The 17,187-nt window shown below is 40.7% G+C and carries 22 protein-coding genes; 4 read left to right on the forward strand and 18 right to left on the reverse strand.

Annotated features, from left to right (window positions below):
- Positions 1 to 188 (forward strand): zinc ribbon domain-containing protein (locus G601_RS0111500; RefSeq protein ID WP_026665441.1); only part of this gene is annotated, 188 nt, incomplete at its 5' end.
- Positions 189 to 304: 116 nt separating this feature from the next.
- Here the strand turns inward: G601_RS0111500 and G601_RS0111505 are convergent.
- From G601_RS0111505 to G601_RS0111515, 3 genes are all read right to left on the reverse strand, one after another.
- The gene (locus G601_RS0111505) at positions 305 to 580 is read right to left on the reverse strand and encodes a hypothetical protein (protein WP_026665442.1); all 276 of its coding nucleotides are present in this window, start codon (positions 578 to 580) and stop codon (positions 305 to 307) included.
- A 27-nt stretch (positions 581 to 607) separates the two neighbouring features.
- Positions 608 to 919 carry a hypothetical protein gene (locus G601_RS0111510; RefSeq protein ID WP_026665443.1) on the reverse strand — a complete coding sequence of 104 codons (312 nt, stop codon included), beginning with the start codon at positions 917 to 919 and terminating at the stop codon, positions 608 to 610.
- A gap of 293 nt (positions 920 to 1,212) precedes the next feature.
- The gene (locus G601_RS0111515) at positions 1,213 to 1,566 is read right to left on the reverse strand and encodes an immunity protein Imm33 domain-containing protein (RefSeq protein WP_051205777.1); all 354 of its coding nucleotides are present in this window, start codon (positions 1,564 to 1,566) and stop codon (positions 1,213 to 1,215) included.
- Between the two features lie 248 nt (positions 1,567 to 1,814).
- Between G601_RS0111515 and G601_RS0111520 the strand changes: the two genes are divergently transcribed.
- Positions 1,815 to 2,309 carry a zinc-ribbon domain-containing protein gene (locus G601_RS0111520; RefSeq protein WP_026665445.1) on the forward strand — a complete coding sequence of 165 codons (495 nt, stop codon included), beginning with the start codon at positions 1,815 to 1,817 and terminating at the stop codon, positions 2,307 to 2,309.
- Between the two features lie 82 nt (positions 2,310 to 2,391).
- Entirely contained in the window at positions 2,392 to 3,930 is a 1,539-nt protein-coding gene (locus G601_RS0111525; protein WP_026665446.1) for a hypothetical protein, read from the forward strand.
- Here G601_RS0111525 and G601_RS26645 read toward each other — a convergent pair.
- Positions 3,919 to 4,098 carry a hypothetical protein gene (locus G601_RS26645; protein ID WP_026665447.1) on the reverse strand — a complete coding sequence of 60 codons (180 nt, stop codon included), beginning with the start codon at positions 4,096 to 4,098 and terminating at the stop codon, positions 3,919 to 3,921. The genes G601_RS0111525 and G601_RS26645 overlap by 12 nt on opposite strands.
- 135 nt (positions 4,099 to 4,233) lie before the next feature.
- Here G601_RS26645 and G601_RS0111535 point away from each other — a divergent pair, with 135 nt between their 5' ends.
- Complete coding sequence (locus tag G601_RS0111535; protein WP_155834521.1) at positions 4,234 to 4,623, forward strand: hypothetical protein; 390 nt, start codon at positions 4,234 to 4,236, stop codon at positions 4,621 to 4,623.
- A gap of 23 nt (positions 4,624 to 4,646) precedes the next feature.
- Here G601_RS0111535 and G601_RS0111540 read toward each other — a convergent pair whose 3' ends face one another.
- The 14 genes from G601_RS0111540 to G601_RS0111610 all read right to left on the reverse strand — a co-directional run bounded on the left by G601_RS0111540 (position 4,647) and on the right by G601_RS0111610 (position 17,187).
- A complete protein-coding gene (locus tag G601_RS0111540) occupies positions 4,647 to 5,216 on the reverse strand; it encodes a hypothetical protein (RefSeq protein ID WP_026665449.1) in 570 nt (189 codons plus the stop codon).
- Between the two features lie 47 nt (positions 5,217 to 5,263).
- On the reverse strand, positions 5,264 to 7,582 hold the full coding sequence (locus G601_RS0111545) for an Ig-like domain-containing protein (protein WP_026665450.1): 2,319 nt from the start codon (positions 7,580 to 7,582) through the stop codon (positions 5,264 to 5,266).
- A 521-nt stretch (positions 7,583 to 8,103) separates the two neighbouring features.
- The gene (locus G601_RS0111555; protein ID WP_196808876.1) at positions 8,104 to 8,511 is read right to left on the reverse strand and encodes a DUF3021 domain-containing protein; all 408 of its coding nucleotides are present in this window, start codon (positions 8,509 to 8,511) and stop codon (positions 8,104 to 8,106) included.
- Positions 8,492 to 8,977: a LytTR family DNA-binding domain-containing protein gene (locus G601_RS25070; RefSeq protein WP_051205779.1), complete on the reverse strand. Its 486-nt coding sequence runs from the start codon at positions 8,975 to 8,977 to the stop codon at positions 8,492 to 8,494. Before G601_RS25070 ends, G601_RS0111555 begins: the two co-directional genes overlap by 20 nt.
- 80 nt (positions 8,978 to 9,057) lie before the next feature.
- Positions 9,058 to 9,936, reverse strand: a complete 879-nt coding sequence (locus G601_RS0111565; RefSeq protein ID WP_026665452.1) for a hypothetical protein — start codon at positions 9,934 to 9,936, stop codon at positions 9,058 to 9,060.
- Between the two features lie 67 nt (positions 9,937 to 10,003).
- Positions 10,004 to 10,528 carry a hypothetical protein gene (locus tag G601_RS0111570; protein WP_026665453.1) on the reverse strand — a complete coding sequence of 175 codons (525 nt, stop codon included), beginning with the start codon at positions 10,526 to 10,528 and terminating at the stop codon, positions 10,004 to 10,006.
- A gap of 178 nt (positions 10,529 to 10,706) precedes the next feature.
- Positions 10,707 to 11,180 carry a hypothetical protein gene (locus G601_RS0111575; RefSeq protein ID WP_026665454.1) on the reverse strand — a complete coding sequence of 158 codons (474 nt, stop codon included), beginning with the start codon at positions 11,178 to 11,180 and terminating at the stop codon, positions 10,707 to 10,709.
- 39 nt (positions 11,181 to 11,219) lie between these two features.
- Entirely contained in the window at positions 11,220 to 12,161 is a 942-nt protein-coding gene (locus G601_RS0111580; RefSeq protein ID WP_026665455.1) for a flavodoxin family protein, read from the reverse strand.
- Positions 12,162 to 12,195: 34 nt separating this feature from the next.
- Positions 12,196 to 12,627, reverse strand: a complete 432-nt coding sequence (locus G601_RS23005) for a hypothetical protein (protein WP_155834522.1) — start codon at positions 12,625 to 12,627, stop codon at positions 12,196 to 12,198.
- Positions 12,628 to 12,662: 35 nt separating this feature from the next.
- Positions 12,663 to 13,877 (reverse strand): MFS transporter, encoded by a 1,215-nt coding sequence (locus G601_RS0111590; RefSeq protein WP_026665456.1) that lies wholly within the window; start codon positions 13,875 to 13,877, stop codon positions 12,663 to 12,665.
- An 11-nt stretch (positions 13,878 to 13,888) separates the two neighbouring features.
- The gene (gene buk / locus G601_RS0111595) at positions 13,889 to 14,956 is read right to left on the reverse strand and encodes a butyrate kinase (RefSeq protein ID WP_026665457.1); all 1,068 of its coding nucleotides are present in this window, start codon (positions 14,954 to 14,956) and stop codon (positions 13,889 to 13,891) included.
- Between the two features lie 10 nt (positions 14,957 to 14,966).
- A complete protein-coding gene (locus G601_RS0111600) occupies positions 14,967 to 15,878 on the reverse strand; it encodes a phosphate acyltransferase (RefSeq protein ID WP_026665458.1) in 912 nt (303 codons plus the stop codon).
- Positions 15,879 to 15,881: 3 nt separating this feature from the next.
- Positions 15,882 to 16,433, reverse strand: a complete 552-nt coding sequence (locus tag G601_RS0111605) for a 2-oxoacid:acceptor oxidoreductase family protein (protein WP_026665459.1) — start codon at positions 16,431 to 16,433, stop codon at positions 15,882 to 15,884.
- The gene (locus tag G601_RS0111610) at positions 16,423 to 17,187 is read right to left on the reverse strand and encodes a thiamine pyrophosphate-dependent enzyme (protein ID WP_026665460.1); all 765 of its coding nucleotides are present in this window, start codon (positions 17,185 to 17,187) and stop codon (positions 16,423 to 16,425) included. The genes G601_RS0111605 and G601_RS0111610 overlap by 11 nt, the downstream gene beginning before the upstream one ends.

A 17,187-nucleotide genomic window follows, 5' to 3' on the forward strand; every position in this document is an offset into this window, starting at 1 on the left:
CGAGTCAGTGTTGTCCTGTATGTGGTCACATTGAAAAAGCTAACCGTAACAAGAAGATACATCTGTTTGCTTGTAAGAACTGTGGCTATAAATCAAACGATGACCGCATTGGAGCTATGAATCTGTACCGCATGGGAATCAACTATCTTGAAGATAGTCAAGTACCTGATACAGTTACGGCAGAGTAAATCTTTGTCGTAAGGGGCGGTGTCAACCGTCCCATGATGCGACCCCACGGAAGTTCCACCGACAAAATGTAGGAGTTATTGCAACGAACTACAGGGGAGTCGCAAGCCACGTACCTTTAGGTGCGTGGTAGTTGACAACCTGGCCTCAATATCTTTAATTCCTCTGCCCATCTCTTCATCGTTATGATCCATGATGTGCCCGTAAAACTCGCCCTTAGAGATCTCTGCTGGACAACGTATCTTCCTTCTCCCTTCCCAGGAGCAGGGCTGTCCTTTGTTTTCATGATTATAAGGACATGCCTGAAATATTCCCCGGAAAGCTTTTTCTCATGTTTTTCAATTGTTTTCCCTGTAGGTTTACCTTCCCTTGTAAACACTTCAATATATTCCATCGTAAAGCCCTGCCTTATTTCTCACTACTACAAATATTCATCTACATATTGCTTTTCTATGTATTCAATCACGTCTTTCCTGTTCTGAAATTCCATATATCTTGGCTCACCGTTTGAATACGTAAGATGATATATGCGATAGACTTTGTTATTCAGCAAAAATAACACATCATCATTGGAATAACACTTTGCCAAAGCTTTCACTTCCTGATAAGGCGTCAGATCAGCTTCCCTGGCAAGCTGATTCTGGAAAAAATCACAATTTAAATCTGTGCCCCAGTTGAAGTCATCACCATATTTCTCCTCAAGCCTGTTAATTTCATATATTATATCAAACATATTTTTATTAACCCTATAAACATGAATTGTTCTTCTACGTCAGATACGATGCAATCTCTTTTTCTGGCCGAATCGCTACAGAAACATTTCCCTGTAATTTGAATTTCTTGAACATGCTTTTCCCCAATAAACTGTATTATTATTTTTTCCTTGTTCGAGTCTGAAATTCTTTTGTGCTGAATATTACACTATCAAACCATAGAAAGCTTTCACTTTATCAGAAAGAGTTGGACACTCTGGATAAACATCCTTCCACTTACCATGTAAAAGCGTTCCTCCTCAAAAACTTTGATTTATCTATACTCTTTCCCAGTGATAGAATCTATAAAAACCCTTCTTTGTGAATCAAATACTAAGTCTGTTCCTACTGGCATGTCATATATTGCCAAAACTGCAGGTTCAATTTCAACAAGCCTGTCAAAATCAACCACTAGATTATTTTCTGGTACATTAATATATTCTTCTGTATCTGAATCACCAAGCGCCCTCCATCCATTATCGGCAGAATTGGCGGATTTTTCTCTGAATATCCACTTTAGTTTGGACGTCCCTTCATATAACGATCTTGTAATAATACAACCACCCAGATTATGTGTCCTCTGCGTTTCTATTTTTTCTACCTTTTTGAACTTATCGAATAATCCCATGATTCTTTACCTCACAACCTTAGGTTTAGCGATTTCTTATGCCAAAAATATTACTACACCAAACATTTAAAATCCAATATACTCAGCACTCGGAACCATATATCAAAATAAAAAAAACACTGAGTAAAGCATAGTTTTAAATATACAGTATCAATAAATAATTATGATAGAAAGAATAAAAGAAGAGGAAGAACTGATTCTATGCTAAAATATTTATCCATAAGAATTATATATAAGGAGAAATAACAATGAAAAAAGCGTATAAATCTATATTCATGCTCTTATGCGTACTGATCGTAGCAGTAGGCCTGAAATGCTCATTGAAAGCAAAGGCATTTCATAATTCTGATTCTTCTACGGGATATAACGTTAGTTATAAAGAATCATCTAATGATAACTATGAACCCGATGATCCAGTTGAAAATTTCTACTATACATTGGGATACATATCAGTACCTATTGTGATAATTGTGCTGATTGTCGTAGCTATTATCAGCTCTTCAAAGAAAAAGAAGAATCCATATTCCCAGCAGTATATGGGATATCAAGCTGGTTATGGAGCGAGTCCTTCGGCCCATCAAAATACCTATGGCCCAGCTTCCGCATCACAGCATATGAGTCCATATGGACAACCGGCGAATTCATCAGCACCAGGGGCTGCTCAACAAAGATTCTGCACAAAATGCGGATCCAGGATTGTTGGAGGTGCAGTTTTCTGCGTTAACTGCGGAACAAAAGTATAAATTAATCCTATGATGTGGGTGTTTCTATACTTTTGACACCCACATCATTTTATTGTTTTTACATGAAAGAGAGATAATCAAAATGCGAAAATCATTACTATTACTTGTCATCACTTTGCTTGGATGCGTGGTATTAGCAGGATGTAGCATCAAGGCCAAAGTAGCAAAACCTGAGTTATCAGGGGATAACCAATACGAAGCAAATCAGGCTTCTGAGCAGAATGAGGAAGACGCTACAGCACCGGATATGGCAGACTCAACAGAACCGGAAGAGGACGAGGAGAATGTGTGGGATGGAGGACCTGATTTTTCATCCCTGGCAGATGAGTTTTATGGCCTGTCCTATACTATGCAGACGGAGGATATTTTGGAAAAATATGCCATTAATTTTGTGGATGGTGGCAAGTATGCTGATTTTGAAGGCGATATCGGCGATGTGATATCGGAATATAAGAATAAAGATCTTGACGGCGACCATAAGCCGGATGTGATAAAAAGAGAAGGAAAACATTACGTATTTGAATGTACTAAGAAAGGCATATTTACAACGGATGATTACTCTGCACTTCCGAATGAGGGAGAAGTGATAGAGTTCCAGGACTTAGGAAACAGAAATGTTTGCGAGATTCTTATAACGCATTACACCTATGGAACTGCAGGTATTACTGCATGGGATACGACTCTGTATACCAGTATGTCCGGTGAGTGGACTCCGTACACTATTATTGATAAAGAAGGAATCATCAATTCAAAAGAGTTGCAGGAAGCTATTGCTGAGAAGACAGGACATCCTTACGAAGCAAATTCAGTAAGGATAGCAGGAGTGGAACTTGAAGGCGGAGTATGCCTGTTGCTGGACTTTGGTTCTAAGGACGGAGCGCTCCAGACAACAGAGTATACAGGAGCTTACCTTGACGTCTGTGATGATGGTCTTAAATCTTACGGCCTTTCAAATTACACACTGAAAACGGTATGGCCTCTTGAAACCACGGGAGAGCCCGTGGAGATGTCAAAAGAGCTTCAGCATGACCTTAACATTTTTCTGTCCAATTTTTCAGAGCAGGGTTATAACTGCGTTGGATACAATCCCGCTGAGTGGGCGCATTTTACTCTGGATTGGAAAATTCTAAATAATCCATCAGGTCTGAAATATGAGAATGGCCGCACCTGGATCGATCAGAGCAGCGTAAATCAGATACTTGGCAGGTATTTCGGGAGCAACCTGGAGGAAGGGGATTTCTTCGGCGCAGGAGAGAATAATCCATATAACGGCACTATAGAGATAAGCGAGGACAACAAAGCCTGGTATACGGAGCCTTCAGTGGACGGGGAAACCTATCTGGGAAATGCATTTTCTGTGGTGACAGATCTTCAGAGAATTCCGGGCGACAACTATGATTTCTTGCGCGCAGAGTTCACCATATATGCCGTGAATGATTTGGAATACGAGGATTACGGAGTAAGCAATACATATTATTCTCTTACTGCAGCTGAAGCAGAAAAGCTCGTAGGTGAGGGTAGGATAATACCTAAAGAGACAGGTGTAGCAATAATAGATGATGTGGTTTCGAAGCATTATGATGATGGCTACTGGCTTGATTACTATAATTTATTTGAATGAAATCACCTTAAAACCAAGATCTATGAACAAAATCGATCTATCCAGAAAAAGTGCCGCTTTATTAATAAGTTCGTCAAGTGGCGCATTTCTTGTAAAGCTCTCCTTAAGCTTTGCAAATCTCTTCTCTGTATCTGAAATTCTGAAAAACGCTGAAGTCAGGACATTCATGAGCTGGATAAAAACGGTGCGTCAAAGACAGATCTTATAACCGGATGGGTTTGCGGAAGCCCTGATGAGACTTTTGATGATTTTGAGGAATATTCTTATATAACACCTCTGATCACTGATCCGGCCTATTTTCATATGGCAGTTACAACATGGTTGTTGTCCACTACTGATGTCGTTATGGAGTACCAGATCACAGATGAGGGAAAGTTTAAGAGTCTGTCTGACAGGGGGACGATATTAGAGGGTGACAGGTACGAGATATCCCTGAAAATGCCAATGAAAAGGGTTCCTGCTGTTAATACCACAACAGGTGAAGAGACGAAGGAAACAGTAAATCTTAACTCAGGCGATACGCTTAAATTGATGTATTCAGATACTCAAAGCTACGTGGATTGTCTTACAAAGGACAATAAGCTTGTCAGGATTTATGTTTTAATGGATGAGGACATTGGCGGCTGTGTCAATACAAATGGCAAAAATATGAGTTTAAATGAAATGTTTGATGGCATGGTATATGCGGGTTAAGAGAAATAATTCTTTTTAAAGCATTAGTCCCACCAATAACTTCCGTAAATTCTATCTACGTGATCACCTGTTATCGCCACATCAAATATACCCAAAAGTGCCGGACCACCGCTAGAATAGCTGTCAGGATCAAGCTTTGCCAGTTCATCATTTTTTAGGAACCACTCAAGCACTGACTGCCCCTTTTCATAATTTCCAAAAAAGCTCATATTACATGAAGGATGAAAGGTTGTATCCTTATCAATAATAAGAGTCATCTCTTTTTCATCATCTCCCATCATTGACGTGGTACTGACGCCGCTAATAACAACTTGATCCTTTGAAAAATCCATTACATCATGGGAATACACTGTGTAGTAAATGCGATGCATCACTCTTTTTCCGGAAAACTTGATATATGCGCTGTCATAGCCCGATGTCTTAGCATTAACAAGAGCACCTTCTGCAGCTGACTCCGTCTCCGAAGTATCCTCAATTACCTCTGACATCGCTTCAAAATCACCCTTAGTCACTGCATCTGCAGCGCCCTTAGAGCAACCGGATGTGATCATAAGTGTCACCATAAGAAACGGTAATACAGCATTTTTCTTCATATATCCCCCTTCTTGAAAATACTATAATTTATAAATGTCGGTAAATATTAATTTACAGTCACGTTGACTTTCTTTGCCAGTCCGTTTTTTGCATACACATAAACCGTGCATGTTCCGGGGGCTATCCCTTTGATGTTTCCTTTCTTGTCAACAGTTGCAATAGAATCCTTTGTTGATCTGTAACGGAATTTTGCGGCATGCTTTTTAGGAAGCTCCTTACGCTTCTTATCTTCCAGCTTTATAGTTGCATTTACCTTTACGCTCGATCCGACTGCTACAGATACATTACTATTAGAAACCTTTATGGATTTAGGATTTGTGTACTTGTCACTATTCTTCCCTGCAAAATAGGCAGTAGGTGTTTTGCCAATCTCGTTACCATTATTATCATATGCCACAAGATAAAGCTTGAAATTCTTCTTGAGATCCAGCTTCTTACCTTTTAGTTTCTTTATCTTTACGGAATTTCCTTTTGTGGTCTTTACCGGTTTTGAAGGAAATTTTTTTCCAGTGTATGTTGCATATACCTTTACCTCTGATACACCGTTTACCTTGTCCCAGCTGACTTTTATCTTCCCTTCAGATTGCTTGATTTTTATGGAAGTGTTAAACCCCAGCTCCTCTTTGTTTGTGTTTTCATCAGAGTATGCCAGAGCATAAGTTGAGAAGTCACCGGCGGAAAAAGGTATGTCAGTCGCCGTTGTCCTGGCAAGAATTGATATTTTCCCTCTGTGATTCTGAAGAATAAAGAAGGTTCTCCTTATACCTGCAGGTGCATGAAATTTCTTTGGTACCTTTATGTTAAATGTTACAGTTTTACCATTTAAACTATTGAGCTCCCTCTTTCGCATATTTTCTACCTGGAAAAATGCCTTCAGATCCATGAACATTCCAATAATTGCATTTGGCGCTTCTCTTCTTACTGCATTTTCAAGTGACTGTTTTTCTGCAGCAGGTACAGTATTATCTGCATTTGTCAGTTCAAAAATAAAAGTAGCATCTGCACCGGTTGCAACTGCATCCTTCTCATCAGGGTCTGCGACTTCATAAGCCAGTTCAAATGATATTCCGCTTACGCTTGTCTCAGGGGTATCTGCATGCTGCTCAACCTTCTCATCTGTTTTTCCCTTGTTTATGGGGTTATATTCTTCTATCGAAACAACAACGCATCCATAATCACTATCTTGATAATTTCCATTGCCTACTGCTTTATACCATACATAGTAGGTGTCGGCAATCGTCCCTTTGGGTATGGCTGTGCTAAACGCTCCCCTGGCAGGAGGCGTGTTACTATCTGAACCTAAGGCATAGTACATCGTTCCATTTTCCGCGGTGCCCGCTGTCACAAGCTCCCGGGCCTGGCCATTATCTACCATGCCAGCTTTGGCCTGCGGCCATGCAGTGATTTTTGCCTTCTGCGCTTCTTCTCTCTGGAGTATCTTAACAAGAACAAACTCTGCTTTGGAATCCTCATAATAACTCACCCCATCCCTTGTTCCCTTTGCCTTAAAACAAACATAATACGTCTTTGCTTCATTGCCTTGTGGGAAATTTGTGGTCCAGGCACTATCTGCCAGGGCATCTAATTCCTGATATGTGGGCTCATCCGTAACAAGAGTATAGACCATCGTACCGTTTTCTACCTCGCCATCTCGTAGCAACAGATCCTGATACTGACCATTGTCTATCAAGTCGTAATTCGGGGTCGGGAATTTCTTGATCACTGCCTTGGGAGCTTCTACGGGATCCGGAGGATCGGGCGGCATAAAAAATGCCTTCCTTTCCTCGTCATAATTTACCTTTGACAGATCCAGCTGTATGGCGGGGCGCATACCCTGTACCGCCATACTGGGATGACCGCCACTAAGTTCCTGCACATCGCCTCGTCCTCCATGGACGCCTATCACAAGAATGTTCTGAAAGTCCGGATTACTCGATCTCGAGGCAGACTGGGTCCACCACCAGTGATACTCTCCACATTTCAATATATTACGTTTTTTCCTACGGATCTCCAGTGCTTCATCTACTGTCAAAAGACGCGGGGCTTCGACAAGTGCCGTTTTTATGCTGGCTAAATCCCTGGACATCAGATTCCTCAACTCATTTTTAATAACAGATGAAGAATACCTGCTTGAGGCACCGAACCTGCTATTCTTAAAGCAACTTGTTGAAAACAGTGTCACTGTAGTGTTGTCCTGATTGATCACATACCACTCCCTGCCGGACACTCCATCGATAGTAACGCGGTCACCTAAGTTGAATGTCTTTTGAACTGTTGCCTTTGCCGTCATCTGCGTTCCGGGCGTAAGCCCCAGCAGCAATGCGAGGGTGAGCAGGATACTCAAAAATCGTTTCTTTGTTTTCATAAGCAATTTCTCCTTGTTGGAGCTTAATTAATACCCCTTAAGTTTCATCAAATGAGCGAAAACAATTTGCGGTTTTAGTAAAGTAAATATGTAACATTATCTATTTGGCGTGAAAAATTCAGATTGACACACATAATAATTATCGCAATTATGTGTAAAGATACCATCATCCAAGCAGTGCTTTTAGATTAAAATTTCATTAAAAAATTATTAAATAGGCAACTTGATTTTATGAGTTAAAATACGTTTATTTTCGGAATCAATTGGAAAAAGAAATAAATACCTTCACTTAACACAAAAACCAGACTTCGAAAAGCCTGGTTTCTGCGGTAAAATATACAAAAAATGCCCCTATTTACTAAATCACAGTAAATAGGGGTTTTAAATACTATTCATTTATGCTATCAATTTCCACCAAGAAACTTTTCTATCTTTTCTGCGGCATCCCTGCCCTTCTGTTCCCAGTCAGTAGACCAAAGATACTCATCCACCTCCGCAACTTTTTTATTCAAGTTGCGTCATCATTTTCCAAGGTACTTATTAAGTTCCCTGACCTGCTTTTTCCATATCAGATACTCAGTAAGCCAGATCATAAGGTATCCGATAGAAAGTATAATAATGGCAATAAGAATAACATCCTGCCCAAACCAGCCAAGGAGTCTGTTCACAATTACAAAAGAAATAAAAGTAGCTAAATAATGCGTTATCGTAGCACGGGCTATACTCCAGCTTTCAAACTCATAGACAATGGAACCGCCCATAGCTATTGCTCCAAATAATCCTGAACCTATGAATTGTAAAAAAAGCATTATCCCATCTGCCAGCTCATCATTGGGAATTAAAAACGAGCTGATAGTTGCTGTGATCATAAGTCCGATAGTGAACCCTAAAAGTGTCTTGAATAAAAACTTATTTTTCAGATCCATCATTTGAACCTCCCGCCAGAGCATCTTTCACATTTTTGACCCTTCTTCGGGCCACCCAGGTGCGCTCTCCGTTTTCCAATACAACCCCGATTGTTCCAACCGCCGAAAAATCAAAATTCTTCACTTTGCGAATATTAATGGTTTCAGACTGGGAAATGCGCACAAACAGACTACTATCGAGCATTGCTTCTATTTCACGTAATGGTCTTTTTACTTCGTACGTTCTCTCAGACGTTTGAACCATTACCTTTCGTCCGGATACAAACAATCTTATTATCTGCCGCTGGGGCAGCATGACCATACTGTCCTTGAAGTATGCAGGTATCATAGGTACTTTTCTGTCCTCATATGACTGAACGGCAGCTATAATACCCTCAACATCCTCGTTTCTTTCATTATTCCTAATAGTTACAGTCAGTTTCTGACACTCTTTATCTATTATCAGCTTTAAATCAAGTAAATCAGACATTCGCTCCCACCTTCAACAGACTTATTTTCATCACATTCTTACTTTACAGAATATCATACATATTCATGAACGTGGCATCTCTAAAGCTGAACATTAGCCGGAGGATTGTTGATCACAATCCCTGGTGCCAGAACAAACAGATCTATCAGCAACAGAATTATCGTTATAATCCAAAGAATATATTCCGGTTTCTTCGTAAGTTCATATTTAAATCTTCCCTCCTTGGGCGGCTTTACCAATGTCCATGTATAGAGAAACGCCCAGAAAAGCGGAATAAATATGAATCTTACAGCTATTGAAAAGAAAATATTATTATCAAAATATCCGGCTTTCATAAGATATGAGTTCATATCTACAATGACAGAGAAAACAGATGTTGCTATAAAAGGCAGTAGATGGAGTCCCAATCCTACATGGAATCTTTCCTTTTTATCTGTCGTATCTTTTATGAAATAATATGAAAAATAGTTCAATGAAAACATAGTGAACAGAATTCCGGCACTTCCCAAGGTTCCAAGCACAATTCGCATGATCATTACAGTGCTATCAGGGAAAAGTCCAAAAACATTACCCCAGTCGCCAAAGGCCCCAAAAATACCATTAACCATGAAGTAGCCAAAGCCAAGGCACATATGCATAGCGTAATATTGGATCATAAACATCCTCATCACCGGCCCCATATTTACCTTTATGATGATAAAGAAAAGGATTATCGCGATCATCACATTGATTATGGAAGCACTTCCTCCTGCGGCCATAGCTCTGTGAAACGGAGTAAGCGCCATAAAATCAAAGTCATCAGAATTTGAAACTGCATTTGCACAAAAAACATATACCTCATGTCCGTAAATAATGTCAGTCAGAAAGTGAGTAAATTCATGAAATGGAACTGAAAGCACCATTGCCAATAACCCTGAAATAGTACAGTTTAGTAATGACAGATCTTTCTTATCACTCATGCTTTGCCCTCCAATAAGAAATCACTTCGCCATATACATCATACATAGCGCCTCCTATGAAAAACGGTCATTCAGTCTGGTCAACATACTTTATGGTTGCCATTATTTCTTCGGTAAGCTCTTCTGCATCGTCTCCGTCAAGCCAAAAAGCAAGCTCTCCAAAATCCTCATCTGTCTCAAATATGTAGTTTGCCACCCTATACTCTATACCGTCATATTTCTCTTCGGAATAATAGAGTGTAATATCTATATCATTTATCGATATTTCTTCAAATTTCTCAGCTCCATATTCTTTTGACTCAATCTCAGTATATTCTTTAAGGGTTCTGCCGTCTTTTGCATATTGGTAAACATCGAAGTCCATGAGATGCTTATCGCTTTTATAATATGCTATCATGTCATCCCTACGCTCCACGTCAGTAACATCAGCGCTATAATAATCTGAAGGAACTGAAATAACGTATCCTGTCGTTCCTATGGCAATGTCTGTTGTACCATTTTTTTCTGAAGCCTTAACATCTACTCCATGACTGAATACTGCTATTGTTGTTAATGTCAAAGCCATAATTCCTGATATCATTGAATGTTTCATAATATTACCCTCGCTTTCTGTAAATGTGGTAAGTTTTAATGATTGAACTATAACATTCAACCAAAAACCATTCAATGAATCCTGCGTATTCGGTCGTTTTAAGTGTCTATTCGGTTTTTTGTAAAAGATGAAAAAAAGAAAGCCCATATTTCAGGACTTTCTCGTGATATACTATTTCTTATGCTGCTGCCTCTGCTTTTGCTGCTGCGCCCTGTGCAATAGGAATAAAGATCATTGCTACTACATAGCACAGAATGTACATAGGAATGAATGTTCCAAGGAATGCAAAGATAAATGCCGGGAAAGGCGCTCCTGCAAATACCTGAACATTAAGAAAATTCATAACAAGACCGATGATGATTACAAAGATGAACACCACAGGTACATTTCCAAGGAATCTTCCGGGAACTGCTTCAGGATCAACCTTAAAAAGCTTGGGGAATCCCATTGCAATAAGCGGGATCGGAACAAGTGCATTTACTATGCATGCAAGCACAAAGCCTACAAGAATGTTCACAATAAGTGAAGGTGTAGTAAACATCTTGTCCGCATTTCCTGAAAAAAACATACCCCCAATAGACATTGCTGTTGCCAGCGGAATATTCATTACCAGATTAAATACAATAAAGAATTTTAAGCTTGGTTTACCCATGTTTTTCTCCTCCCAATAAATATGCTATTTTCTAATAATTCAAGCCTTTGACGGTGAAGGTGTAGGTGCACAAACAGCTGTGTAGTGCTCCTTACGAGCCTTGAACTCAGGATCCTTGAACAGGTTCATAAGTCTTCCTTCATTCTGGAAGATGTCATCCCCATGCATCTTTTTACCAGAAATTGTATCGTGTGCCTTAGGCTCGTCTGCAGGATCAAACTTGAATTTGAATGCGCCATCAACGACTTCAAGAGTTCCATGAAGACCGCAAAGCTCACATTCGCAATCTGTTGTACCGGGATGAATGTAGAAGTTGTTACCGTTGCAGTGAGGGCATGCACCAGGCTTACCCATCCACTTAGCGTGCTCGATATCACCAGCTGCTTCTACAAGGTTACGGCCAATCTGTTTCATGCGCTCAATCTTGTCATCCTGCATGATAACGTCCTTTGACCATGAGAAGTAATCATTATCAATTACAGTCCATGCAGGGCTCATTGCAAGCATTGCATGATCTGTCTCTACGCGGCATGCCCAGTCAGAACCACCGATTCCAACGAATGAAATTGCCTTCTTCTTAAGATACTTGGGATCAAGTCCGGGAAGACCCTGCTCCTTAAGCTTTCCATCAGCCATATAGAGCATTCCGATGTCATGTCCGGGACCCATTCTGTCACAAAGTACGTGGAAGAGTCCTGATCCGCCTGACTCATAAATAGGATCAACGATGAGAACACCGTCAGCCTCAGCCATCTTATCGAAAAGTGCTGCATAATCGTCCTTTTGAGAACAAATCATACCTTTGCCCATTACAAGACCTCTTGAGCAAGCTACACATCCTGAGCAATACTTAATATCCCAGTCAAATACGTGGATGAACTCGATCTCCGCCCCCATCTCTTTGGCAGCCTCAAGGGCAACGCGGCACATTGTATCGTTGTTACCGTTTTTTGTCCCACAGGACAGTCCTAAAATTTTCATGAAAACCTCCTACATTTGCATTAAAAGCTTTTTGTTATTTATTTCCATAAACTAGATAGTTTATTGGTTTTTCAATTATCAGACTCGTGATGAGCCCTACTACATGCAGTATTGGATATGTTGACCACCAGGCAGGGATCAGATTTTCCCCGATTCCCACACCTATAAGTGCCATGCAGAAGCTGACAATCGTTACGTAAATGGCGTTAATGATCAGATTTCTGCAAAACATCTCTCCAAAGCTGCCAGATTTTTGTTTACATTTATCTTCTGCAAACCATTTTCCGATTAGCCCCACCGGGATGACGATTGCAGCCACTGTGTTTATGGTGAAAGCACAGCAGCAGCCTCTTACCCAGCCTTGAAGCGTATCACCACCTGCAAGAATTGTTGCGGCGGTATTGATGGACAACGCCATACACACATTTGTTATGATGTTCCATCTAAAAAACTTCTCTTTATTCATATATTTTTTGAAAGGTGTTATTTTGTTATGTTTGTTTAGTTACTGCTTTGGGGTCTCTTGATAAGAAGCGTACATACCGTAGATATCGCAATGACTACAAGCATGATTCCGAAAATACTCATATAAGAGCCCTGTTTATCATAGATGGCACCTGCCAGAGTTCCTCCAAATGAAGCAATGAGCAAATTCAGATTTATTATTGAGAAGTTCACAGGATAGTTCTTTACTCCAAAGAAATCCATGATAAATGCTGAATTTGTAGGTGTTACACCACCATATGAAAGGCCAAAGAATATGAAGCCTGTAACTACAAGGGGAAGACTCTTTGCATTAAGTCCAGCCATTGTTATAAGCACTGAAATAAGGTACAAACCATTGTTTAGAAGCATAGTATTTTTCTGGCCGAGTCTGTCATACAGGCCTCCGAAAATTACTCTTCCGATTCCGTTAAATACAGATATCAATCCAACTATTGTTGCTATGGTTCCTGCACCAAGTCCGTCAGCGCTTTCAGTAACAATTCCGCTCGCCTGTGCGATCAGTGCAAGTGCAGCTGCACTCATAAGAATTGCCCAGATAAAATAAAGCCAGAATGATACCTTGGAAACCATCTCCTTTGTTGAAAAATCCATTCCATTCTTATTGGATGCTTCTTCTTTAGCAGGAATAAAATCTTTGATTTCTTCTGCAGCCGGCTTTCTTACTATGAAGCCACCGATGAAAATCACGATAAATACTACAATTCCCAGCGCCACAAAAAGAGTTCTCCAGTTATAGGAAGACAAAAGCCCAGCGTAGATCTTGCCTACTATGAATGCGCCAATTCCAAATCCCATCAAAAGAATTCCGGAAATTAGGCCCTTCTTATCAGGAAACCATTTTGTTACGCTTCCCATAACTGTGTTGTAGGAAAAGCCGGAACCAAGACCTGCTAAAACTCCAAATCCAAGGTATAAAAGACCAACATTCTGAATCCTGCTTACAAGCAGAAAACCGATAAGCATAAATGCTGCAGATACGATAAACAGGACTTTTTCCTTCACTTTTCCTGCAAGCAGTCCCGCAATCAGTCCACCAAGGCAGAAAAAGCTCATAGCCATGGTAAAGGTAAGAGAAATTGATCCTTTACTCCATTCTGAAAACTCTGCTGCAATTGGGCTTGATAATACGCTCCAGGCATAGATAAGTCCGGCAAAAAGAAGTATCAAAACTCCTGCTATTACATATATCCATCTGTTAGTCTGTTTCATTTGTGTCATCCTTACTCATAAATTCTTGCTTTTTCTTCGCCTCTAAGAACTCTGAGAGTTCCCTCAGCCAAAGCCTTCATCTCGTTTTCCCCGGGAATAATCTCGATAGGGCCGATGAATCCAGCGTGTTTTTTAATTGAATCAACAAAGATATCTGAATATGCAAGTCCGCCTGTAAGTACGATGTAATCAACTTTTCCATCTACTGAAGGGGCAATTCTTGCGATAGTTTTTGCAGTATTAAGTGCCATTGCCTCAAATACCAGCTCAGCTTCCTTGTTTCCTTCGTTAACCATCTTTTCAACTTCACGCATATCAGCAGTTCCGAAATACGAAATCACTCCGCCTTTACGCTGAAGCTGCTTCATCATTTCCTCTTTGGTGTACTTTCCGCTGTAGCACATATCTACAAGTGCATAAGTGGGAAGACCGCCTGCTCTCTCAGGAGCAAAGGTTCCGATTTCATCATTGAAAAAGTCGATGATCTGACCATTGGAATGAAGGTTAACTGTAATTCCACCACCAAGGTGAGCAACTATGATATTTACTTTGTTGTAGTCAATTCCTTTATCAGCACAAAGCTTAAGTGCTGCGGCTCTGGTGTTAAGGTTGTGGCCCTTTGCAGGAACACGAACACCCTTAAGACCTGTGATCTTGTTAACCTCTGTCATTTCATCAACAGTAATCGCATCATAGATATAAGCCTTTACGCCTATCTGCTTAGCAAGCTCATAAGCAATACCTGCTCCAAGATTGCTTGCATGCTGATCAACGGGATGGAATCTTAAAGTATCGACCATTCTGTCATTTACTTCATAAGCACCGGTCTTTACCGGAGGAAGTGCTCCACCTCTTCCAACAATCGCTGCAAAGGATGAAAGCTCATCTCCATGGGCAGCAAGGGAAGCTTCAATCAGATTTTTTCTCATATCAAGCTGATCATAAATTGTTGCATAAGCCTTAAGTTCATCAAGACTATGACTTATGCTCTCAATCCACTGTTGCTCATCTGCGATGTAAACAGCGATTTTTGTTGAAGTGGATCCTGGGTTTATGACCAGAATTTTTTCGTTTGCCATATCCTTCTCCTTACTGAGCTGCAGCTGCTGAAACAACGATTGAAAGATACTTTTCTTCAGCAGTAGAGCCTCTTGAAACCATTACGATAGGGCACTTTGCACCTACGATGAAGCCTGCCATCTTTCCGCCACAGCTGATTGAGTACATTTTTCCCATGATGTTTCCTGCGTGAATGTTTGGAGCAATGAGAATGTCAGGATCTCCGGCTATCTGTGACTTAAGTCCCTTGAAATCTGCTAGGTCTTTTCTCATAACACAGTCATACTGAATAGGACCTTCTACGATACAGTTTCTGATCTCACCCTTTTCATTCATCTCCTGGAGTTGAGCTGCTTCTACAGATTCGGGCATCTTAGGATTTACCTTTTCTACACATGCAAGAACACCGACTTTAGGGCAGTCATATCCCATGGAACGAAGTGTTTCTACAGTGTTCTCGATGATCTGCTTTTTCTGTTCAAGATCAGGATATGTAACCATTCCGCCATCCACAGGGAGAATCAGCTTGTGATAAGTGGGAATCTGGAACATGGTGAAGTGGCTCATAAGCTTGCCAGTACCAAGTCCATACTCCTTATTTACTACTTCCTTAAGGATTATCTTTGTATCAACCTTGCCCTTCATAAGGAAGTTTGCTCTACCCTCGCGAACGAGCTTAACTGCTGTCTCACAAGCCTTCTGGAGATCATCTTCAGGTACATCAAAGATGTTTTCCTCAGGGATGCTCTCACCAAGCTTCTCCAGAATCTCGTGGATTATCTTTTTATCACCAACAAGCAAAGGCTCAATGATGCCTTCTCTTCTGGCATTAACAACTGCCTCAAGAGTATGATCATCATTTGCGCAGGCTACAGCCATGATTTTCTTATCCGGTGCGCCTTTAACTTTTGCTATCAGTTCGTCAAAATTATGAAAAACCATTGTTTATTCCTTTCTTGCAGCACGACCAATTTCAAGTCCCTTATCAAAAGCTGCCTTGTTAAGGGGAAGAAGCTTGGGCTTTCCGCCAAGTTTGTGCTCTACTGTTCCCCATACTATCTCCGGAGCAACAACCTCTGTATATCCAACATAAACACCAAGCATGATAACGTTCAGTACCTTGGAATTGCCCATCTCAAGAGCCAGCTCTGTTACAGGAGCTTCGATGATCTCAATATCTGTTCTCTCAATATTGTCCTTTACGATTGAGCTGTTAATGAAAAGTCTTCCACCACTTTTAAGTGTTCCGATGAATTTGTTGAGTGAAGGGCCATTCATAACGATCAGGTCATCCATCACATCTCCCAAAGGAGCACCAATCATATCATCTGAAATAACCACGTAGCAGTTAGCTGTACCACCGCGCTGCTCCGCACCATAGGAAGGAAAGAACGTTACATTCTTATCTGTAGAATCACATGTTGCAGAAGCAAGAAATTTTCCAAGGGTCATAACACCCTGTCCGCCGAATCCGGCTACACATAAATTAGTTTCCATCTGTCACCTCCATGCCTCTGTCTCTGATAACACCGAGAGGGTATTCTTTAAGCATGTTTTCCTCAAGGAAATCCAATGCTTTAAGTGAATCCATTCCCCAGTTTGTAGGACAGCTTGTAACGATTTCTACAAGTGAAAATCCTTTTCCGGCAATCTGATATTCAAAAGCCTTTTTAATAGCCTGCTTTGTCTTTAAGACATTGCCAGGAGTGTTACAGCTTGTTCTTACGAGGTACTGAGGAGCTGTGAGCTTATCAAGAAGCTCGCATACATGCATAGGATAGCCATGTTCTTCTGCAATTCTTCCATTAGGAGCTGTAGAAGCCTTCATTCCAAAAAGTGTTGTAGGTGCAAGCTGTCCGCCTGTCATACCATAAATTCCGTTATTAACGAAAATAACTGTGAAATTCTCTCCTCTGTTAGCTGCAGATACTGTTTCTGCAAGACCGATGGAAGCAAGATCGCCATCACCCTGATATGTATAGTAGATAGTGTCAGGATTTGCTCTCTTGAGGCCTGTCGCTACAGCGCAGGCTCTTCCATGAGGAGCTGTTGTATTGTCATAAGCCATGTAATCCATCTGAAGTCCGCAGCATCCGATACCAAGAACCGCAGCTGTTTTATCAATAATTCCCATCTCATCGATTACTTCACCGATGAGCTTCATTACTGTGGAATGCATGCATCCAGGGCAAAAGCCGGATACCTTGTCTTCCTGAATAGTTTTTGTTCTGCTATATAATAATTCCGCCAT

The organism is Butyrivibrio sp. FC2001, from assembly GCF_000424125.1.
Lineage (GTDB): Bacteria > Bacillota > Clostridia > Lachnospirales > Lachnospiraceae > Butyrivibrio.